The following is a 21665-nucleotide window of genomic DNA, read 5'->3' as shown; positions in this document are numbered from 1 at the left end:
GTAATTTAAGATAATTCATTCAAAATCACCTCATCTACCAAGTTTGGAATCGTCACTTTCAGCCCCGGAGTCCGGTCCATTTCCCTCTGGATGGCTTCCAAGGACCCGGAATTTCTCGCCCATGCCCGCCGTGCGATGCCATTGTTTACATCGTAAAAAAGCATTGATTTCAATCGTCTTTCCGCCTCCTGACTACCGTCAAGAACCAATCCAAAACCACCGTTGATTACTTCTCCCCAGCCTACTCCGCCTCCGTTGTGGATCGATACCCAAGTGGCGCCACGGAAGCTGTCGCCAATTACATTGTGGATAGCCATATCTGCTGTAAATCGGCTACCATCGTAGATATTGCTTGTTTCCCTGTAGGGAGAATCCGTGCCACTTACATCGTGATGGTCTCGGCCAAGAACAACTGGAGCAGAGATTTTCCCTTCTTCAATAGCACGGTTGAAGGCTTCTGCAATCCTGGATCTTCCTTCTGCATCTGCATAAAGTATCCGGGCTTGAGAACCCACCACCAAGCTGTTTTTCTCCGCTTCTTGAATCCAGGTGATATTATCCTGCAATTGTTGGGCGATGGATTCAGGTGCTGTTTTTTTGATCTCTTTCAAAACCAAAGCTGCAATCTGATCAGTTTTTCTCAGGTCTTCGGCTTTTCCGGAAGTACAAACCCAGCGAAAAGGTCCAAATCCGTAGTCAAAGCACATTGGCCCCAAAATGTCCTGCACGTAGCTAGGATAGCGAAAATCAATTCCATTTTCGGCCATGACTTCTGCACCAGCCCTGGAGGCCTCGAGTAAAAACGCATTCCCATAATCGAAAAAATAGGTTCCTTTTGCTGCATGTTGGTTTATAGCAGCAGCATGTCTGCGAAGAGACTCCTGAACTTTGACCTTGAATTCTTCCGGATTTTCGGACATCAACTGATTTGATTCCTCAAAACTCAGGCCCACCGGATAGTATCCGCCAGCCCAGGGATTGTGAAGTGAAGTCTGGTCGGAACCAATTTCAACCAGGATATTTTCCTGATCAAACCGTTCCCACACGTCTACCACATTGCCGAGGTAAGCGATGGAAACTATCTCTTCCTTCTTCTTGGCGGATTGCACTCGCTTGACCAATTCGCTCAGATCCTCGATCAATTCATCCACCCAACCTTGGGAATGTCGCTTTCGTGCTGCGGCAGGATTGACCTCGGCACAGACGGTCACGCAACCCGCGATATTTCCTGCTTTGGGTTGGGCGCCACTCATGCCGCCCAATCCTGCCGTTAGGAAGATTTTCCCCTTGGATTTTTGTCCCGACAGGAGCTTTTTCCGAAAGGCATTCATGACAGTGATCGTAGTACCATGGACGATTCCCTGAGGTCCGATGTACATGTAAGATCCTGCAGTCATTTGTCCGTATTGGGTGACGCCTAAGGCATTGAATCGCTCCCAATCGTCAGGTTTGGAATAATTAGGGATCATCATTCCGTTGGTGACGATGACCCTTGGAGCTTCCGAAGAAGATGGGAAAAGTCCCATGGGATGACCTGAATACATATGGAGTGTCTGCTCTTCGTTCATTTCAGACAGGTATTTCATCGTGAGGAGGTATTGGGCCCAGTTTTGAAAGACGGCCCCGTTACCTCCGTAGGTGATTAATTCCTCAGGATGTTGGGCAACAGCCGGATCCAGGTTGTTTTGGATCATTAGCATGATCGCTGCAGCTTGGGCGGATTTTGCGGGATACTCCGAAATTGGCCGGGCATTCATCGGGTAATCCGGCATAAAACGATACATGTAAATCCGGCCATATTCCTTCAATTCTGCCAGAAATTCCTCAGCCAGTTCAGTATGCCATTCTTTGGGGAAATAGCGCAGGGCATTGCGTATAGCCAGTTTTTTCTCTTCAGGAGTTAAAATGTCCTTTCGCTTTGGTGCATGTGAAACAGCCGGATTTCTTTTCTTTTTTGGAGGAAGAGCAGCAGGAATTCCTTGTCGGATTTGATCTTGAAAAGTCATAGGATTTAAGATTTACGATGTTTTATTTACGAGGCTTTTTGGTTCCTCAACCCTGGATTTCAGTTCTCAAGTCTTGTTTCTAATATCTAGAGTCTTTGGCCATTTTTCCAGACTATCACTGGCTTCAATTTGCCCTGGTGGTACAGGATCTCACGGTAATCCGATGTAGAGAAAAGGATAAAATCAGCCAGGAGACCGGAAGCGATTTTGCCACGATCTGCCAAGCCCAAAGCTGCTGCTGCCCGGAAGGTGATTCCTGCAAAGACTTCTGCCGTGCTGAGTTTTTCAAAAGTTGCCAAAATAGAAGCTTGAGCTATTAAATCGCCCATCGGTGCCGAACCCGGATTCCAGTCAGAAGCAATGGCCAACCCTCCACCTTGATTGAGGAGTTGTCGGGCTGGTGTGAAATCACAGCCTAAACCTAGGCTCGCGCCGGGTAGTGCAACTGCCATGGTGTTGGACTTGGATAAAAGTTGGATTTCCTCTTCTCCGGAAGCTTCCAAGTGATCTGCAGAAAGTGCTCCAAGTTCCACTGCAACCTTGGATCCCCCTGCACTAAACTGATCCGCATGAACGGTCAGGACAAAACCCATTTCTTTGGCTTTATGAAAATAGGGTGTGATTTCTTCGGGTGAAAAAGCACTTTTCTCAACAAAGGCATCGATGCGATTGCACAGATTTTCAGTTTTTAGAATGGGTAAAAGTTGAGCAGCAATCTGGTTCAAATATTCAGAGTTGGAACCCTGAAAATCCCTGGGTTTCATGTGTGCTGCAAGGCAAGTTGGAATCAGATCAGCTGAGGTGGCCTGATTGGCTTGTCGGATAGCCCAGAGCATTTTCAACTCTTCCTCAACGGAAAGCCCATAGCCACTTTTCACCTCGATTGTAGTCACTCCCTCAGAAAGGTGTCTATTGGCATTTTTGGTAGTTTTTTCAGCCAATTCCTCCAAACTCAGTTTTCGAGTTTGGGTGACGGTGTCCCAGATTCCACCTCCTGCTTGGGCGATTTCGAGGTAAGTTTTTCCTGCGTTTCGCATGGTAAAATCTTTAGCTCTCGAGCCACCAAAGCAAATGTGTGTGTGGCAATCCACCAATCCGGGCAGAGCTACATAATCGCCCTCCAATTCGAACAGTTCTGCCTGAGTAAATTCTTTTTTCAAATCAAGCCATGAACCAACTTTCAGGATTTTTTCGCCTTGGATGAGGATACCTGCTTGAGAGATGATTTCCAATTGTTCATCCTTCAAAGCTCCTTTTAAATGAAGCCTTTCAAGGGTGAGTAGTTGGGCAATTGGGCCGATTAGTTTTAAGTTTTTCATTTAGTTTAATTTTCAAATCCCCCTAACCCCCTTAAAAAGGGGGAATTGCGTAAAAAGATCTCTTTAAGTTCTTGTTTTACAATTGATGTTGAATGTGCATGACTCCCCCTTTATAAGATGGCGGAGGGATTTTTTAATAATTAAACAACTCACTCCACTCGGTTTCAAAGGCCAATCCTTCCTGATCGGCTACCTTTTTTGCAAGTGTCACCAACTCTCCGCTTTTCACCAAGTTGATGGCTGTTTCCATATCCTCGTACATAATCCGGTCAGAAACTACTGGATCAATTTCCTGCCTCACCCGCTCGTAAATTGCGGTCATGATTTTGCCAGACTTCAATGGTGCATGGTAGTCCATTGCTTGCGCAGCATAGAAAAGCTCAATGCCTAAGATTTTTTCCACATTTCCGATGACTCGAAGCGCTTTTCTGGCTCCGATACTTCCCATGCTCACGTGATCTTCCTGACCAAGTGAAGTAGGGATGGAGTCTGCCGAGGCAGGAAAGCACAGTCCTTTATTTTCCGAAGCCAAAGCAGCGGTGGTGTATTGGGGTATCATCAGCCCGGAGTTGAGCCCAGTTTCTTTGAGTAAAAGTTTGGGTACTCCAGGGGTGTCTCCTTCGATGGAAAGGTAGATTCTACGGTCCGCAATGTTTCCGATTTCGGATGCTGCCAGGCAGGCGTAATCCAAAGGCAAAGCGATCGGTTGACCATGAAAATGGCCGCCGGAAATGGTATTTTCCGCATCAAAGACCACGGGATTATCGGTCACAGAATTGATTTCGGTTTCGATCGAATCCTTCAGATGAAGCCATGCATTCCAACTTGCCCCATGGACCTGTGGCATACAGCGAAGGGAATAAGGATCCTGTACCCGTGCACAATGGAGATGGGAATTGACAATTTCGGATTCGTGTAGGAGATTGAGGATCGTTTGTGCGACGTGTTGATTTCCAGCATAAGGACGAAGTCGATGCAGTTCAGCGGCAAATGGTTTAACAGACCCCATCAGTCCTTCAATCATCATCGCGCCTGTGATGCTGGCATGAGAAAGTAGATTATGCAGTCTCTCGACGATTTTTACCCCGTGAGCTGCCATAAACTGGGTTCCGTTGATCAACGCCAATCCTTCTTTTGGACCGAGTTGTAAAGGTGCTTTCGCAAAGTGGTCTAGGGCATTTTTTGCTGATGTGATTTCTCCTTTAAAGTGTACTTTCCCTAAACCGATCAACGGCAAAAACAAATGAGAAAGAGGAGCCAAATCCCCTGATGCCCCCACAGAACCTTGCTCCGGTACAACAGGGATGATGTCATTTTCAAGCATCCAAATGATCCGATCAAGCGTTTCCATCCGGATGCCAGAAAATCCTTGGGCCAAGGCTTGGATTTTCAACACCAGCATCAATCGGGAGATTTCAGGAGACACATGTTCCCCAACACCCACAGCGTGACTTTTAAGCAGGTTTTCCTGCAAGGTGGTGGTGTCATCGGCCGAAATTCGGGTCGTGCAAAGTGGACCAAATCCGGTGTTTATGCCATAGACTGCCTTTTCCCCCTGAGCAATTTTTGCAACAGCTTCAGCCGATGAACTTATTTTTTGAATTGTTTCGGGACTAAAAACTCCCTTGATTTCTTTGCTGGCCAGTTGCAGAGCAAGAGAAGCCGTGAGGTGATCCTGACCGTAGTGGAAGGTTTTCATGGTATGGGAATTCATTGGAGTTTTCAAAACCCCAAGGACTAAAATTGAGGATGTATTAAGACCTGCTTTCAACCTTTCGAAGTCTATAAAGTCTTAAAGGTTGATCAAAGGTATCGCTTCCATTTGATGCTTATTGATACTATTTTTGTCAATAATCAATAACTGAAAAGCATCAATGGAGCTTAGACATTTACTCTATTTTAAGGCTGTTGCTGAAGAGTTAAACTACCGTAAGGCAGCTGAGCGGCTGTTTATTTCCCAGCCTGGATTAAGCCGGCAAATCAGGCAATTGGAGGAACTGCTGGAGGTGAGGCTGTTTGACCGAGATAAGAAACATGTGGAACTGACAGCTGCTGGAGCATTTTTGAAAGGAGAGGTTGATTTTGTAATCAACCATCTGGAATCCACCAAAAGTCAATTGAAACTTATCGAATCCGGAAAAATCGGGGAGTTACGGATCGGATTTTTGGGTTCTGCTTCCAATAGGGTATTACCGGATTTGCTAACTCACCTCAATGCATCGCAGCCCTTGATTACGACGAGTTTGGAAGAGTTGAGTAATTCCGTGCAAGTGGAAATGATCCAAAAAGACAAATTGGATTTGGGTTTTGTGAGACTTGCTTCGGTGCCGGAAGACTTGGAAATGAAGCCTGTTTTGAGAGATTCCTTTTCCTTGGTTGTGCCTCAGGATCATCCCGTTCAGGTGGCTGATTTTAGGACAGTTTCCCAGTTTAAGGAGGAATCATTTATTCTTTTTTCCAGTGACTATTCGAGTTTTTACTACGAGCAGATTTTGAGTATTTGCAGGGATTCCGGCTTTTCACCGAAGATTAGGCACAAGTCAGTCCATGCACTGACAATCTTCCGCTTGGTTGAAAATGGACTTGGCATAGCCATCGTTCCCACTTCCTTAAAAGAAGGCTATGACCTTAATGTGCGTTTTATGGAAATTCCGGGAATTCCGCAGTTTACAGAGCTTTCGGTGATTTGGAAACCGGCAAATCGAAATCCAGCCTTGAAGCGTGTTTTGCCTTTATTGTAAAGGAATTTCCCAGCCCATCTTCCAACTCTAAACCCTTTTAGATTTCCGACTGCAGCTTGGGATTCACTATTTTGAAAGCCCAATCGAAATGTCGGGTAAAAGTCGGGTCAATTCCGAGTTCATTCCGTCCTTTGTCAAAATTCAATCAGAGAAATTGCCATGGTTAATCAAAATCTATTTTCTATGAAACAACCGGAATTGGGCAAAAAAATCTCTGAACTGAGAAAAGCCAAAGGTCTAACGCAAGAGGAGCTTGTTGAAAAATGCAATCTGAATGTTCGCACTATTCAGCGGATCGAAGCCGGGGAGGTAACTCCGAGAAGCTACACGGTCAAGGCACTTTTTGAGGCCTTGGATTATCAGTGGGAGGAAGCCAAGAGCGGATTTGAAGATGAAGAAAAGAAAACTCCTCCGTATCTATATTGGGCTTTTGCTGCAGGATTAGTCTATTTTTTTCTCGCTTTTTTCGAGATCATGATGGAATACGAATGGATCGAAAGTGGACCCAGTTCGGATACTTCTGTATTCATTGGAGTGAAAATCGGGACGTTTCTGACTTATGCGGCATTCATTTATGGTTGGATAAGACTCGAATCTTTGATCCCCAATTTTGTTCTCAAGATTGCGCTTTGGACCATGCTGGGCGTAAATGTGGTCTGGTATTCGGTGGATTGCATTGGGTTGATCACCGGCCAATTTTCATTGGAGGATTATTATTTGGTAAAGATGAGCGCTTTTGGCCTGTGCTATGCCTTTTTGGGTGTCGGATATATGGCATACAAAAAGATTTGGTCAACTATCCCCCAAATTCTTGGAGCATTGGGTTTAACTGCTGGAATCCTCATTTTTTCAGGTATAGGTGTGATTTTCGGATTAATTCCATTGACCTTATTTGAGATTGGGCAGTTGGGATTGATGATTTACTTTATTCAAAAAACCAGGAGCAGTGTCACTCCTCCTTACAAACCTGAAATTCCAAATGGCTGATTTTTTTAAGACTGACCAAATCGGATTATATTGATAGGAAATCCCTTGACCCATGAATCGATTTAGCTCATTGTTCTACCTTCTTTTTGGAGCTGTTCTCTTTTTTTCCTGCTCCGAAAGTACTCCAGAGGATCCCATAAAATTACCGGATAACTTGCTCGTTTCGGTAGAATATCTGGGGAATGGAAAGGTGAAAGCCAGTTTCACTGCGGATAATGCCGTTTTTTTCAAAGTGAATTTCGGTACTCCAGGTGAGTCAATGGTGCGTGTGGACGGGAATTCGGCGACAAAAACTTACACCGAGAAAGGGAACTACCAGCTGAATGTGCAAGCCCATTCCACCGAAACTGATTTCGTGGTTTCCTCACAAACTATCAGCATGAATGCCGAGGCTCTGGGATTGGGTCCCAATGCGGGCTATACCAGTCCAAGTACTTACGATGGATACAATTTGGTGTGGGCAGATGAGTTTTCAGGATCAGCACTTTCTGCCGATTGGACATTTGAATTGGGAGATGGATGCCCAGATCTTTGTGGATGGGGAAATCAGGAACTTGAATTTTACAAGAAGGAAAATACAAGCCTTAAGGATGGGAATCTGATCATCACTGCAAAAAAAGAAAATGCCGGGAGCAGAAGCTATACCTCTTCCAGACTAATCACAAAAGGAAAAAAATCCTTTACCTACGGCCGGATAGATATTCGGGCAAAGCTGCCTAAAGGTCAAGGAATGTGGCCGGCACTTTGGATGCTGGGTGAAAATATTACAGAAGTGGGTTGGCCAAAATGCGGCGAGATAGACATCATGGAGTTGGTCGGAGGGAGCCCTGAAAACAAAGACGGAACCATTCATGGAACAGTCCATTGGGATAATGGAGGAAGCTACGCCAACTATGGAGGGAAAACTGCGTTGCCTTTTGGGATTTTCAACGATGAGTTTCATGTCTTTTCGATCATCTGGGATACAGAGAAGATTGTTTGGCTTTTAGACAATGTACAATACCATGTCATAGACATCCGTCCAGCCGGATTGGATGAATTTCACAAACCATTCTACTTTATCTTAAATGTGGCAGTGGGAGGTACTTGGCCTGGTAGTCCTGACGCAAGTACTGTATTCCCTCAGGAGATGAACGTGGATTATATCCGGGTATTCCAGAAAAAATAAATTTCTCCGAACTGAATTCTAGATGGATTCAGCCAATGCTGAAGCAATTTTGCTTTTCACCAGTTTCAAAATCTCCGCGTTTTTCGGGCTGGAAGATTCGATTTCGAGAATCTTGGGTTGAAGGCTAGGTTCGTAAAACTTCAGCATGGCTAGTTCAAGCTCCTCCTGATTTTTGACAAAAGTGTACTGAAAGCCATATTCCTCAGATAGAGGTTTGGCAGTTAATTTTTGTCTGGTTTCAAAAAACTCCTCCAATTCGGGTTGCTTGGCCGGTCCGTCTATCAGGCGGAAGATTCCACCCGAATGATTATTCAGAACTATGATTCTTAGGTTTGGCATTCCGTAATTGTGCCAAAAGGCATTTCGGTCATAGAAGAAAGCCATGTCCCCTGTGATCAGGGTAACGGGCTCCTTGGTGGTAAAAGTGCATCCAACTGCCGTGCTGTTGGAGCCGTCGATTCCGCTTGTCCCGCGGTTGCAGATGATTTCCTGGTTTCTTTTTCCCAGAAAATTCACATAACGAACAGCCATGGAGTTGGCCAAGTGGATTTTGGAGAAGGGCGGAATTTTCTTCAGCAGAAAATGTAAAGCCGGATATTCTCCGAATTCTACGGATGAAAAAGCTGAAGGGAGAGCATTTTGAACGTTTTTTTCCAATCTCATCCATCGAGTGAAAAAGTCTTCATCCTGATCCGGAAGGTTTTCATATAGCCAATTCAAAAATCCTGTGGGTGAACAAGCAAGAATTCGGGTCAAATGGTGGAAAGTATCTCTGGATTGACCATCGGGCTGAATATGCCAATGCGAGGTATTCGACTTTCTCAAAAACTGCTTGAGCGATTTTGAAATCACAGATTTTCCAAAGCTGATGACCAAATCCGGCGTTAAATCCGGATGAAGGTTTTCATTTCCCAGCCAATGATCGTGTAGGTTGATTGTATTTTCTCCCTGAAGATTGGTGATGACATCAGTTACTATTACAGCTTTCCGGTTTTTTACCAGCTGATCCAAAAGGCTTTGAATCTGATTATTTGGTTTTTGTTGACCTGGAACAATCATTACACGGCTTACCTTTGAAAGTCTGTCTTTTATATTTCGAAGACTTTCTTCGGTCAGTTGACTTTGGCTGGTAATTGGAGTGAACTCGCGGGGATATTCCGGGAAGTCAAATTTTTCCCCCTCTACAGGATAGAAGGGTTCGCGGAGTGGGATATTAATGTGAACCGGTCCGGCGGGAAATTGCTGGCTGAGATTAATGGCTTCATTAACGATTCTGCCAGCATGCCAGATTTGATCTTGATTGGAAAAGTTATCTGGAAAACGGAAGCTCTTTTTAACATGTTTCCCGAAAACTTCTTCCTGATAAATCGTTTGCCCATCCCACTGATCAATCCATTCCGGAGGGCGATCTGCAGTCAAAATCAAAAGCGGAACTTGCTGAAAATAGGCCTCGGCGATGGCAGGAAAATAATTCAATGCTGCTGAACCGGAAGTACAGACCAGGACCACAGGTTGACTTTGTTGTTGTGCCATGCCCAAGGCAATAAATGCAGCCGAACGCTCATCGGGAATGGTCCTGGAATGGATGTTTGGATGTCTTGCAAAAGCCAATGTAAGCGGAGCACACCGTGATCCCGGGGAAAGAATTGCATGATCGATACCCTTTTTGGCACAGATGGCCACAAGGTCGAGGATAGGCTGAATGATCAAGTGTTTGGTTTTTGGATGAATTTACCGATGATCTGACATTTGAGTTCGGTTTCTTCCCATTCTTTTTCAGGATCTGATTCCTCTGTCACTCCTGCCCCTGCATAGAGAATAGCCTTGTCTCCTCGGATCGATGCGGTTCGTAGATTCACATAGATGGAGGTTTCGTCCTGGATATTTACAGGGCCGAGGAAACCTGCATAGAACGAACGGTCAAAACCTTCATTTTCCTGCAAAAAATCATGAGCCTCCTTACGAGGCATTCCGCAAACAGCTGAAGTTGGATGAAGCAGCTCCAGCATGACCGATCCCAGTTGAGGGAACCCGGTTGCTTTCATATTCACCCTAAAATCCGTTCGAAGATGGAGGAGATTTCCGGCCATGATTGTTTTTGGGCCATGCTCCTCATATTCCCTCAATCGGATTTTTTTGAAACAATCCACAATGTACCGGCAGACCAAGGCCTGTTCCTCAATTTCCTTTTGTGTCCAGCCGGCTGATTTAAGAGGATTTTCACCGATGGCTGGCTGGGTACCCGCCAATGCCATAGTGTGGAAATGGTCTCCTTTAGTCTCAATCAATACTTCCGGACTTGCTCCAATCCAAGTTCCCACTTGGGGAATATGAAAGAAGTTGATGAAGGAATTTGGATAGGATTTCAGGAGGTTGGAGAAAGTTTTTCCAAGATCGAAATCTTCAGAAAGATGAATAAATTTTGTTCGGGCAGGTACTACCTTTTCCAAAATTCCGTCCTCAATTGCCTTAATTCCATGTTCGACCAGTCGAATGAAATGTTCTTTTTCGTTTCCCTTTAAATTTTCCTGAAGGGAAGATTCAGATTTAATTTGAATGAGATGGCTTATCTCTGAACGAATTGAGCCGGCCTCTGGATCAAGCGATTGATTTAACCATTTTGGTAAATCTTCCTGGTCAAGGTCTTGGTCCAGATCAAAGCTGAAATAGTGACTTGATCTGATGAAAAAGGCTTTTTTATCCTCTTGGTCAGCAAAGGGGTGTACCAAAAAACCAGCCGGGAGTTCTTCAAAATTCAGGGTGACCCGCTCTGGGTTTTTCTTGTCATCAAGCAAAAATTCCAGTTTTGTTGTTCGAGGCTTTCTCCAAACTGCAAATGAACCACCTGACGTCAGACCTTTCAGAAACAAAAGATCCAAAACCTCGGATTGCGTAGTGGTTATTGGGTTTTCGGTAGCGTTCATTTTTTCTCCAAAATAGCCATGGTAATCCGGCTAATGCAGCACAATTGTTCGGCCTCGTTGTAGATTTTGATTTCCCAAATCTGGGTAGTCTTTCCAAGATGGATCGGTTTGGCTACTCCTTTTACTTTTCCGTCCCTTACAGACTTGATATGATTTGCATTGATTTCTAAACCGACACAAGCCTGCTTTGTTTGATCAATCGTCAAGGAAGCTGCTAGGCTACCAAGGGTTTCAGCAAGTGCTACATTTGCTCCACCGTGTAACAAGCCCATAGGCTGCTTGGTTCGATTATCCACCGGCATGGTTGCTTCCAAGTAATCCACTCCAATACCAGTGAACTCAATACCCAAATGGTTAACCATGGTTTCTTCTCTGGTGAAATTCAGTTGCTCAAGAGTGGGTCTGGTAAGAAAAACCATTAAAATATGGGGTAAATGAAGTTTATTTGAGCTTTGGACAAAAATAGAGAAACTTGACTCGAAAAAAAATTTACCTGGTCAGACACGGTCAGACTGACTTTAATCTTCAGGGGGTAGTACAAGGAAGTGGGATAGATGCACCCATCAATTCGACAGGTGAGGCCCAAGCCCAAGCTTTTTTTGAGGCTTACAAGGATATTCCTTTTGACCAGATTTATCACACTGCACTTATCCGCACCAAGCAATCAATTCAGAAGTTTATCGACTTGGGTATTCCGACGCGATCGCTTTCAGAGTTGAATGAGATATCATGGGGAGATTATGAGGGAACTCCCATGACTCCTGAGGAGGGTGAGTATTACCGACACATGCTTCATCAGTGGCAGCAGGGGAATCTGGACTACGCTATTGCCGGAGGAGAAAGTCCCAATACGGTTGCTGTTCGAATGAAACGAGGAATTGAAATTATTCTAAATGGTCCGGGAGAAACTATTTTGGTCTGCATGCATGGGCGGGCGATGCGTATTTTCCTAAGCTTGCTGCTGAATTACGACATGCGATACATGGACCAGTTTGAGCATAATAATTTATGTCTCTATCTGCTCGAACAATTGCCAGACGAGACCTTTGTAGTAAAGAAATTCAATGATCAGGAGCACCTCAAGGGTTTGAAGCGGCTTTAGCAGATTTGGCTGCTTTCTTCTTTGGGGTCATACTTTCCTCATACATCGCCAGGTATTGCTGATGAAGGGATCTGTTTTCAGAAAGATCAAAAAGGCGAAACGCAATGTGCTGAAGTTGTACTTTTTGACCGTCTTTTAAGTCAACTAAAAATTCACCGAGGAAACACTCGTCAAAATCACAGGAAGGAATTTCAATCATAAGCGCCAGGTCGGAGTTTCCTTCGTAGGATTTGGTAGAGAAGGCCATGGAAAATTGGGACTCAATCTCCTTGATGCTGGTTTTCATCTCTTTTAATTCCTTGCTTTTGAAAAGCACCAAAAAAGTCTTGGATTCGGGATCTTTTGCAAACACCGAAGCGCAACAAATCATACTTAACAGAAGCATTGCTAACTTTTTCATGGCTTGTAATATACTATAATAAAAGGAAGGTTGGCAAGACCTAAGGGCATAAAAAAATCCCCGAAGGTTTGGCTTCGGGGATTTTGAAAGTAATTTATGATTTAAGCTTTAACAGCTCTTCTTTTTGCTTTTACTCCTTCTTCTTCAATTTCATCTTCTACTCCGGCAAGGATTCTCCCGCAATGTTCACATACGATGAGTTTTTTCTTTTCTCGGATATCAGCCTGTCTTTGAGGAGGTACTGTGTTGAAGCAACCTCCGCAAGCACCTCTTTTTACCATTACTACTGCCAAACCGTTTTTAGCGTTAGCTCTGATTTTAGTGTAGGACTTGATGAGTCTATCTTCTACTTTCTTGGCTGATTTGTCTCTTTCGGCTTGAAGCTTGGATTCCTCTGACTCACTTTCTGCGACTATGGTATCCAATTCTTCTTTTTTCAGATCAAGATCTTTCTGACGATCTTTCATCAGGTTGCTCAACTCTTCCAGATCAGTCTTTTTCTGTTCGATTTTCACACCGGCTTCAGCGATTTTCTTTTTGGAAACCTGAATTTCAAGATCCTGAAGTTCCAATTCTTTGGTGATGGCATCGTACTCACGGTTGTTTCGTACGTTCATCTGTTGGTCCTGATACTTTTTGATCAGTTTCTCGGACTCCTTGATGTTTTCTTTATACCGCTTGATGTCGTCTTCGAAAGATTCGATGTCATTCTTGAATTTTTCGAGTCGGGTTTCGTAGCCTGCTATCTCGTCTTCGAGGTCTTGGACTTCCTCAGGAAGTGCTCCTCTTACTTTTACGATGGCATCTAGTCTTGAATCTATGAGTTGAAGGTTGTAGATAGCTTCTAGTTTTTGTGCTACTGTACTTTCCATGTACTATCGGTAGGATGTGGGATTAGTAACTACTTTTGTCAAATAGAGTGCAATATTAGGGAAATTTTGTGACAATAACTCCCCTAATAATTCTTTTGTAAAAATTTCACTCTCATAATGACCGATGTCGCAAAGGACTAATTGCCCTTCCGTGTCAAAAAACTCATGATACTTCACATCCGAGGTGATAAATACATCTGCACCTGAACGCTTGGCATCTGAAAGTAAGAAAATACCCGCGCCGCCACAGACTGCGACTTTCTTTACGGGTTTGTTTTTTAGTGCTGTGTGCTTGAGTATTTTAAGATTCATTTTCTCCTTTAAATGATCCAAAAAATCAAGTTCACCCATTGGGTTATCCAAAGTCCCGATCATTCCTGCTCCGATTTCCTGGTTTTCATTTTCCAAAGCAGATAGGTAATAGGCCACTTCCTCGTAAGGATGCGCTTTTTTCATTTCAGAAATGATCCGATTGCTTTGAAATGCAGGTAAAATTACTTCGACACGCACTTCCTTTTCGAATTGAGGGACTCCCCGCTGACCCAAATGGGGATTTGCATTTTCGGAAGGGGTATATGTGCCCATTCCTTCGACTTGGAATGAGCAGTCTTTGTATTCTCCAATCTGCCCTGCTCCTGCGGAAAACACCGCTTCGAGCACTTTGTCCTTGTCTTTGACTGGCACAAAAAAGACCAGTTTGTTCAAAATCTGCTTTTTAGGTTGTAGGATCTTGGTGTGGGAAAGCCCAAGTCGGTCACAGATCCGCTTGTTGACACCCATCGAAACATGGTCCAAGTTGGTATGGATGGCATAGATAGCGACGTCATTTTTGATGGCTTTGATGACTGTGCGCTCCACGTAGTTTTTTCCGGTCAGGCTTTTTAGTCCTTTGAAGACAATGGGATGATGGGCTACGATTAGATTAGCCCCTAAGCGGATGGCTTCATCCACCACGGCTTCTGTGCAATCCAAGGTGCACAATATTCCTTTTACTTCTGCGCTTCGGTCCCCGCAGATCAGGGTTGCATTATCGTAGCTTTCCTGATAGGCCGGAGGAGCCAATTGCTCCAAGTAAGAAATCACATCCTGAATCCTGTATCCCATTATTTTTCTTTTCTTTGGTCAAAAATAGCAATTCCTGCCAATGCCGTGGTATTCCTATCTGCTTGCTCCTTTTGCGCTGATTTTTCGGATAATCACCGGCATACGCAATTTATTGTTTGATCTGAAAATTCTAAAAAGTTACAGATCTCAGATCCCAACCTTAATTGTAGGGAATCTGAGTGTAGGAGGAACAGGAAAAACCCCCATGGTGGAATTTCTGATCCGTAATCTTCAGGCTGATTTTCAAATTGCATCACTCAGCAGGGGTTATGGTCGAAAGACCAAAGGATTTCTCCAAGCAAATCAGGAAAGTTCACCAAGTGATATCGGAGACGAACCGCTTCAGATTTACAGGAATTTTCACAGGAAAATCAAGGTTTTTGTGGGGGAAGACCGTGTCGCTGCCTTGGATAAAATTTCCCGGATTTCTTCTGAAACTGAGTTGGTGATTTTGGACGATGCATTTCAGCACAGAAGGCTGAATGGGGATTTTTATTGCCTGCTCACACCTTATTCATTTCCTTTTTCCGATGATTTTCTCTTACCCATGGGTAGGCTGAGGGAAAGCCGATCAGAGGCCAAACGCGCAGATTTGGTCATCGTGACCAAGTGCCCTGAAAACCTCAAAAGAAGTAGTAAAGAGGGAATTCAAAATCAGCTCAGGTCCTACCTTCGGCCAGAGGTTTCGGTGCTGTTTTCCGAGATAGGTTATGGAGATCCCTATTCGCTTGGTGAGCCTATTCCTTTTTCCGGATCAGTGATTCCGGTCTCAGGACTGGCCGATGATCGGTCGTTTGTTTCTTACTGTAAGGATCGATTTGAAGTACTCGATGTCCTATCTTTCCCTGACCATCATGAATACACATTGGCTGATCTAGAACAATTTGCCGGACTGGTAGGAAAACACCACAGGCAAAAGCCCGTTTTACTCACGACAGAAAAAGATGCCGTCAAACTTAAATCTCTCGCAAATCGGGGATTTTTGGGGGAAATTCCGATTTTTGTGCTGCCCATTGAGGCTAAATTTCAATCAGAAGACAAGCAAATGCTGTTGAGCTATATCCTGGAAAAATTCAAAAAGAAGTGATCAGAAAAAGGGTATTCTTTGGGGTTTTATTCGGTTTATTGGCCATTCAGTCGCTCTTTGCACAGCGGCCGATCCCCCAAGCGCAGCAGTTTCCGGGAATGGGTCAAACAGCCAGGCCGGGTAGGGAATTGGCCGATCCTCAGCAAGCGGAGGAGGCCGACGGCAGAAGGGCGCTGCTGGACGACAGTACGCGTCAGGTCTATGGTCCCAAAACTTCCCTTTACTTTTTTGAAAAAGACCTCAAACGAAACAGACTTGTGCTCTATGAGCAAGATACGCTTCTCAATAATTTCCATAATTACGATCCTGTGGCAAAGGGAGGATGGAAATACCAGGACCTCGGAAATATCGGGAGTGCGGCCAAGCCAGTTTTTTATGAAATACCGGAACTGATCGGACTGACTTCGGGCTACCATGCCTATGATTTGTATTTCCGTGATCCTGCCAAGAGGCGGTATTTTGATACCAAATCACCTTTTACGGAGATGTCTGCATTTTTTGGAGGAGGCAACCGAAACATGCTGGATATTGCCTTTGCACGAAATGTGAATCCTAGGTGGAATTTGGGGTTGGATTTTAATACCCAGCGGATTCGAAAAACGCTTAATCCAGCGGATCGGGATGACCATATGGCCGAGCAAAACGCCTATGGGCTTCACACCAATTACAGGTCCGAGAACGGGCGTTACTGGTTTTTAGGTTCCTATTCAAGAATGAAGCACGAGGTGAATGAAATCGGTGGAATTATACCTCCTGAAGTGGATCCTACCTCCCTTTATTTCACCTATGAGGATGCCAAAGTTTGGCTTCAAAATTCCAGAGCTAGAGATCTGAGACAGGATTACCATGTTTACCATGAGTACAAGCTGGGCAATGGCTTACAAATCTATCATACACTCGATCGAAAAAACCAGAATATTGTCTTTGAGTCAGACCTGACTACTTCTGATTCCTTATTTTTCAATAAGAACCGATTTAATCAACCTGATACCACGCAGAACAAAAGCGATTTTGCAGAGTGGAGAAATGAATTCGGGGTGAAAGGTTCATACAAAGGGTTCTATTACAATGCGTTTACCCGTCTGCGGAATGGCAGGATGGAAAGTCCTTTTTTCCCTGCAGAAAAGGAAACCTTTAATGAACTTTACATCGGAGGGGAGCTGATCGGAAAAATCTCCGAGAAATGGTCTATAAGTGCAGACGGAGAATATTTGATTCCGGGTGCATTTCGGATTCATGGTCTTTTTGTATCTCCATGGCTGGAACTGGAATACACCAAAGCTTTGTATAAGCCTACCTCGATGCAGCAGATCTACTATGGAAATCACTACCAGTGGAACAATGATTTTGACAATATCGGAGTAGACCAGATCAAAGGAAGGATTAAGCTGGATTTCAAAAAAGTAAGTCTCCGGCCAAATCTGACACTAAATCGGGTAAATAATTACGTTTTCTTTAATGAAGATCGGATTTCTACCCAGTCCAGTGGAGAAGCTTTTATGATCATGCCGGGATTGATCGCCAATATTCAGGTCGGGAAGAAGTTTCGTTGGGATACTGAAATGGTTTTTACCGAAATCTCGGGAGAAGGAGCGGACAACTTCCGAATTCCTCAGTTTTATGCCAATACCCGGTTTTATTTCGACAGCCCAATGTTTGACGAAAATGTTTACGTCCAACTGGGAATAGATCTAAGGTACAAGTCGTCCTATTACGCCGAAGCCTACAATCCTTCGTTTCAGCAATTTTACCTGCAAAATACCTTTGAAGTCTACGCTTATCCTGTCGCGGATTTGTTCCTCGATTTCCGGATCAATCGTACCCGTGTTCTCTTCAAATACAATCACCTAAACTCCGGTCTCATGAGTAAGGAAGGATATTTTGTGACTCCTGATTATACAGGTTATCGGTCTTTCCTGGATCTGGGGATCACGTGGTATTTGTTTGATTGATGGATTTGAAAATGAGCAATTGCACCGCTTCAATATCCAAACTCACAAATCCAAAATCCAAATGAACTGGGAAGAAAGCACCCGTCAGAAAATGCTTCACCTGAAGCTCCCGACCGATCCACGTTGGGTTGGGATCGCAGAAATGCAGATTGAGGATATCCTCGTGGATCATGCCTATTGTGAGCAAAAGGCTGCTTCCTCCTGCATTAGTCTGATTCTTAGGTTTAATGACTTGGATGAATTAGTGGATACCCTAACCCCGATAGTTGCCGAGGAGTGGGGGCATTTTGAGCGGGTATTGGAGCAAATCCGAAAGAGGAGCATGAAGTTTGGGTTTCCGCGAAAAGACGAATATGTGATCAAGCTCAATGAATTTGTAAAAAAGGGAGGAAGCCGAATGCAGCAACTGACCGAGCAATTGCTGATGAATGCCTTGATTGAAGCAAGGAGTTGTGAGCGGTTCAAGCTATTGTCAAAAAACATTGCCGATGCCGAATTGCAGAAATTCTACTACGAGCTGATGATCTCAGAGGCTGGACATTACGTGACGTTCATTGAATTGGCTAGAAAGTATCAGGATCCTGAAAAAGTGAATCAGCGATGGCAGGAATGGTTGACCTATGAGGCTGAGGTATTGAAAAATATCGGGATTCGCGGAGACCGAATGCATTAAGTTTGTGAAAGATTTTCGGGCCTTGGTTAAAATTCCCTGTTCACTTCGCCAATTCTTCCGTATTTGCTTATAATTAACCCTGTTTATTAGAAATTTTTCAATTAGCTGTTCCAAAACGAACAATCCATGAATTTGATCGAAAATGTCCGCGAGGCGCTTAATTCAGTCAAGGTCCATTTGCTCCGGACTGTCCTTACGGGAGCCATTATTGCGATAGGGATTTCCTCCTTGGTAGGAATGCTAACTGCAATTGATGGAATCAAGGCACAGATCGCGGAGAGTTTTGCCGGATTGGGAGCCAATTCCTTTGATATCAGGAATAAAGGTGCCACTGGGGGTAGGGTAGTTCAGGAGGGAAAGACGGAGAAAAACTATCCAAATATCACTTTTAGAGAAGCCATTAAATTCAAAGAAGATTTCGCCTCAATCGGGATCTCCACAGTTTTTACTTCTGTAACTGGTACAGCAGAAGTAAAGAGAGGCTCCAAAAAAACCAATCCCAATACCAGGGTTCGAGGAGGTGATGAAAATTATCTATCCATCAAAGCCATCAAGCTTGCCAAAGGCCGAAACTTCAGCAATATGGAAGTTCGCTATGGAAATGCCGTAGCGATCATTGGAAAAGAGTTGGAAGAGAACCTCTTCACAGCTGGTGAAGATGCGATTAATCAGAAAATCTCTTTTTTGGGCAAACCCTACACGATCATTGGAGTGTTGGATAAGCAGGGTGGAGTGGGTCAGGATCAAGGAGCCGACCGCCAAATTTTGATTCCAATCGAAAATGCCGCCCGTCTTGATAAAAATGGAGTTTTCAACTATCGAATCACCGGAGTGGCCTCCGATCCTGGAAAGATTGACTATGAAATGGGCCAGGCCATCGGAATCATGCGAAAAATCCGTCAGGATCGAGTGGCACAGGAAGACTCTTTTGAATTGACAAAAAGTGAATCTGTGGCTGAAAGTTTGGAGGAAGTGGCTGGCTACCTGAGAATCGGTGGATTTGGGATTGGCTTTATTACGCTCTTGGGAGCCTCCATTGGTTTGATGAATATCATGCTCGTGTCAGTAACAGAACGGACTCGGGAGATTGGTATTCGAAAAGCCCTTGGTGCCACACCGCTTCGCATTCGTCAACAATTTCTGATTGAAGCCATTGTGATCTGTGTGATCGGAGGCTTATTTGGAATGGTACTTGGAATTGCCATCGGAAACGTCATTGCCAACTTTATAGGTCCGGGAGGATTTTTGGTTCCATGGCTTTGGATGATTATTTCCTTCGTGATTTGTATTGTAGTTGGTCTTGTTGCTGGATATATTCCGGCATTCAAGGCAAGCAAGCTCGATCCGATTGAATCACTGCGATACGAGTAATTGCTCTTTAAACATCAACCTTCAACTCCCAAATTCAGGCGATTAGGCTGGAGTTTGGGAGTTTTTTTGTGGCAAAAAATTCCTTGGTTAGCCTGAATTTTAAAATAGTCCAATCTGAAACCCTTATTTTTCCTTTATGAATTCTCATCAATATGACGCGATCGTAGTGGGTTCCGGGATATCCGGAGGTTGGGCTGCTAAAGAACTTTGTGAAAAAGGGTTGAAAACCTTGGTATTGGAGCGAGGCCGACAGGTGGAGCACCTGAAAGACTATCCTACCATGACTTCAAATCCTTGGGACATGCCTCATCGCAACCGAATACCTTTGGCGGATGAACAACAAAACCCGGTAGTCAATCGCTGCTATGCCTACGCGGAAGATACCCAGCATTTTTTTGTGAAAGACTCCGAACATCCCTATGTCCAAAACAAGCCTTTTGACTGGATCAGAGGCTACCAGGTGGGAGGCAAATCTCTGATTTGGGCTCGTCAAACTCAGCGCTGGAGCAAATACGACTTTGAAGGTCCGGGACGTGATGGTTTTGCAGTGGATTGGCCGATTCGATACGAAGATATTGCCCCCTGGTACAGCCATGTGGAGAAATTTGTAGGGATCAGTGGAAATTACGACGGGCTTGATACCCTTCCGGATGGAGAGTTTTTACCGGCTTGGGAGATGAACTGTGTGGAAAAAGAAATCCAAAAACGGATTTTGGAAGCCTATGGAGACCGAAAGTTTGTGATCGGGAGATGTGCTCACCTGACCAAGCCCAATGAAGTTCACCTTGCTCAGGGAAGGGGTCAATGCCAGGCCAGAAATCAATGCTATCGAGGTTGCCCGTTTGGAGGGTATTTCAGCTCCAATTCCTCAACACTTCCGGCTGCTGCCAAAACCGGAAATCTAACCATCAGGCCGGATTCGGTAGTTCATTCCCTGATTTGGGATGAGCAGAAGGGCAAAGCTACCGGAGTTCGTGTCATCGACCGGGTGACTAAGGAGGCTACCGAGTACTTCGCGAATGTCATCTTTCTGAATGCAGCCTGCCTGAATACCAATCTGATTTTGCTCAATTCGATTTCCAATCGATTCCCGAATGGACTGGGAAATGACTCCGGGATATTGGGGAAATACATTGCGTTTCACAACTATCGGGGGACCTTAGGAGGACGATTCGAGGGATTTGAGGATAAATACTACTATGGTCGCCGTCCTACTGCGGTGATGCTTCCCAATTTCCGTAATGTCAAAAAGCAGGAAATGGACTTTTTGAGAGGGTATATGTCCTTTTACTCTGCCGGACGGGGAGGCTGGGGAGGGGCGAGGGAGGTTCCTTTTGGAGCTGACTTCAAAGAGGCCAATTCTGAACCGGGGCCTTGGTGGGTTTCCATGATGATGCAGGGGGAAACCATTCCCAAAGAAACCAATTTTGTGTCCCTCAGTCCGGATCAAACTGATCAATGGGGGATTCCTTTGCTGCAATTGGATATCGCTTACGATGATAATGACGAGAAAGTCATCAAAGACTTTTTGGAACAAGGAGAGGAAATGCTCACCAAAGCGGGAATCACGGATATTTACAAAAATGACAGCAAGCAGGCTCCTGGATTGGATATTCATGAAATGGGCGGAGTACGTATGGGACGTGACCCGAAAACTTCCCTGTTGAATGGCTTTAACCAAATGCATTTAGCGCCAAACATCTTTGTGACCGACGGTGCTGCCATGACTTCCACAGGAACCCAGAATCCTTCCATTACTTACATGGCCTTGACGGCGCGGGCGGTAGATTATGCAGTGAGGGAATTGAGAAAGGGGAATATTAAGTGAGGAGGCAAGGAAGTTTGGAGGTAATGAAGTAATGAAGTAAGGAAGTTTTGGTTTACGGAAGCTATTCTTCCAAACATCCCAACTTCCAAACATCCCAACTTCTGCCTTTCGAGTAATTTTCATAGACCGAT

Annotated in this window: 18 protein-coding genes; 9 read left to right on the top strand and 9 right to left on the bottom strand. The window is 44.5% G+C overall.

Translation table 11 applies throughout. The annotated features are described in order from the left end of the window. Nucleotides 1-5 precede the first annotated feature (5 nt). The 3 genes from D0X99_RS11670 to hutH form a co-directional block, all read right to left on the bottom strand. The gene (locus D0X99_RS11670; RefSeq protein ID WP_119478003.1) at nt 6-2006 is read right to left on the bottom strand and encodes a urocanate hydratase; all 2001 of its coding nucleotides are present in this window, start codon (nt 2004-2006) and stop codon (nt 6-8) included. A gap of 86 nt (nt 2007-2092) precedes the next feature. Further along, the gene (hutI, locus tag D0X99_RS11665) at nt 2093-3325 is read right to left on the bottom strand and encodes an imidazolonepropionase (protein ID WP_119478002.1); all 1233 of its coding nucleotides are present in this window, start codon (nt 3323-3325) and stop codon (nt 2093-2095) included. Between the two features lie 133 nt (nt 3326-3458). Then, a complete protein-coding gene (hutH, locus tag D0X99_RS11660) occupies nt 3459-5024 on the bottom strand; it encodes a histidine ammonia-lyase (RefSeq protein ID WP_119478162.1) in 1566 nt (521 codons plus the stop codon). Nucleotides 5025-5199: 175 nt separating this feature from the next. On the opposite strand from hutH, the gene D0X99_RS11655 reads away from it, so the two are divergent. The 3 genes from D0X99_RS11655 (at nt 5200) to D0X99_RS11645 (ending at nt 8221) form a co-directional block, all read left to right on the top strand. Continuing rightward, nucleotides 5200-6066 carry a LysR family transcriptional regulator gene (locus D0X99_RS11655; RefSeq protein WP_119478001.1) on the top strand — a complete coding sequence of 289 codons (867 nt, stop codon included), beginning with the start codon at nt 5200-5202 and terminating at the stop codon, nt 6064-6066. A 183-nt stretch (nt 6067-6249) separates the two neighbouring features. After that, nucleotides 6250-7053, top strand: coding sequence for a helix-turn-helix domain-containing protein (locus D0X99_RS11650; protein WP_158587699.1), 804 nt, complete (start codon nt 6250-6252; stop codon nt 7051-7053). 52 nt (nt 7054-7105) lie between these two features. Beyond that, complete coding sequence (locus D0X99_RS11645; RefSeq protein ID WP_119477999.1) at nt 7106-8221, top strand: glycoside hydrolase family 16 protein; 1116 nt, start codon at nt 7106-7108, stop codon at nt 8219-8221. A gap of 18 nt (nt 8222-8239) precedes the next feature. On the opposite strand, the gene menD is transcribed toward D0X99_RS11645, so the two are convergent. Genes menD through D0X99_RS11630 form a run of 3 tightly spaced genes read right to left on the bottom strand, consistent with a single transcriptional unit; the run spans nt 8240 to nt 11564 of the window. Beyond that, complete coding sequence (menD, locus tag D0X99_RS11640) at nt 8240-9931, bottom strand: 2-succinyl-5-enolpyruvyl-6-hydroxy-3-cyclohexene-1-carboxylic-acid synthase (RefSeq protein WP_119477998.1); 1692 nt, start codon at nt 9929-9931, stop codon at nt 8240-8242. After that, nucleotides 9928-11145, bottom strand: coding sequence for a chorismate-binding protein (locus D0X99_RS11635; RefSeq protein WP_119477997.1), 1218 nt, complete (start codon nt 11143-11145; stop codon nt 9928-9930). The genes menD and D0X99_RS11635 overlap by 4 nt, the downstream gene beginning before the upstream one ends. Continuing rightward, the gene (locus tag D0X99_RS11630; protein ID WP_119477996.1) at nt 11142-11564 is read right to left on the bottom strand and encodes a hotdog fold thioesterase; all 423 of its coding nucleotides are present in this window, start codon (nt 11562-11564) and stop codon (nt 11142-11144) included. The genes D0X99_RS11635 and D0X99_RS11630 overlap by 4 nt, the downstream gene beginning before the upstream one ends. A gap of 53 nt (nt 11565-11617) precedes the next feature. On the opposite strand from D0X99_RS11630, the gene D0X99_RS11625 reads away from it, so the two are divergent. Further along, a complete protein-coding gene (locus tag D0X99_RS11625) occupies nt 11618-12247 on the top strand; it encodes a histidine phosphatase family protein (protein ID WP_119477995.1) in 630 nt (209 codons plus the stop codon). Here the strand turns inward: D0X99_RS11625 and D0X99_RS11620 are convergent. The 3 genes from D0X99_RS11620 to D0X99_RS11610 all read right to left on the bottom strand — a co-directional run bounded on the left by D0X99_RS11620 (nt 12225) and on the right by D0X99_RS11610 (nt 14623). Next, nucleotides 12225-12647, bottom strand: coding sequence for a hypothetical protein (locus D0X99_RS11620; RefSeq protein WP_119477994.1), 423 nt, complete (start codon nt 12645-12647; stop codon nt 12225-12227). The genes D0X99_RS11625 and D0X99_RS11620 overlap by 23 nt on opposite strands. A gap of 101 nt (nt 12648-12748) precedes the next feature. Next, complete coding sequence (locus D0X99_RS11615) at nt 12749-13519, bottom strand: zinc ribbon domain-containing protein (RefSeq protein WP_119477993.1); 771 nt, start codon at nt 13517-13519, stop codon at nt 12749-12751. A 3-nt stretch (nt 13520-13522) separates the two neighbouring features. Next, nucleotides 13523-14623 carry a Nif3-like dinuclear metal center hexameric protein gene (locus D0X99_RS11610; protein WP_119477992.1) on the bottom strand — a complete coding sequence of 367 codons (1101 nt, stop codon included), beginning with the start codon at nt 14621-14623 and terminating at the stop codon, nt 13523-13525. A gap of 40 nt (nt 14624-14663) precedes the next feature. Here D0X99_RS11610 and lpxK point away from each other — a divergent pair, with 40 nt between their 5' ends. The 5 genes from lpxK to D0X99_RS11585 all read left to right on the top strand — a co-directional run bounded on the left by lpxK (nt 14664) and on the right by D0X99_RS11585 (nt 21534). Continuing rightward, complete coding sequence (lpxK, locus tag D0X99_RS11605; RefSeq protein WP_119477991.1) at nt 14664-15710, top strand: tetraacyldisaccharide 4'-kinase; 1047 nt, start codon at nt 14664-14666, stop codon at nt 15708-15710. Beyond that, a complete protein-coding gene (locus D0X99_RS11600; protein ID WP_317133429.1) occupies nt 15707-17662 on the top strand; it encodes a putative porin in 1956 nt (651 codons plus the stop codon). Before lpxK ends, D0X99_RS11600 begins: the two co-directional genes overlap by 4 nt. A 61-nt stretch (nt 17663-17723) precedes the next feature. After that, nucleotides 17724-18335 carry a tRNA-(ms[2]io[6]A)-hydroxylase gene (gene miaE / locus D0X99_RS11595; protein WP_199708076.1) on the top strand — a complete coding sequence of 204 codons (612 nt, stop codon included), beginning with the start codon at nt 17724-17726 and terminating at the stop codon, nt 18333-18335. A gap of 126 nt (nt 18336-18461) precedes the next feature. Further along, the gene (locus D0X99_RS11590; RefSeq protein WP_119477990.1) at nt 18462-19706 is read left to right on the top strand and encodes an ABC transporter permease; all 1245 of its coding nucleotides are present in this window, start codon (nt 18462-18464) and stop codon (nt 19704-19706) included. Nucleotides 19707-19842: 136 nt separating this feature from the next. Continuing rightward, nucleotides 19843-21534 carry a GMC oxidoreductase gene (locus D0X99_RS11585; RefSeq protein WP_119477989.1) on the top strand — a complete coding sequence of 564 codons (1692 nt, stop codon included), beginning with the start codon at nt 19843-19845 and terminating at the stop codon, nt 21532-21534. Nucleotides 21535-21665 lie beyond the last annotated feature (131 nt).

The sequence above is a fragment of the Algoriphagus lacus genome, assembly GCF_003583985.1.
GTDB classification, from domain to species: domain Bacteria; phylum Bacteroidota; class Bacteroidia; order Cytophagales; family Cyclobacteriaceae; genus Algoriphagus; species Algoriphagus lacus.
This window is presented reverse-complemented; position numbering and strand designations above follow the sequence as displayed.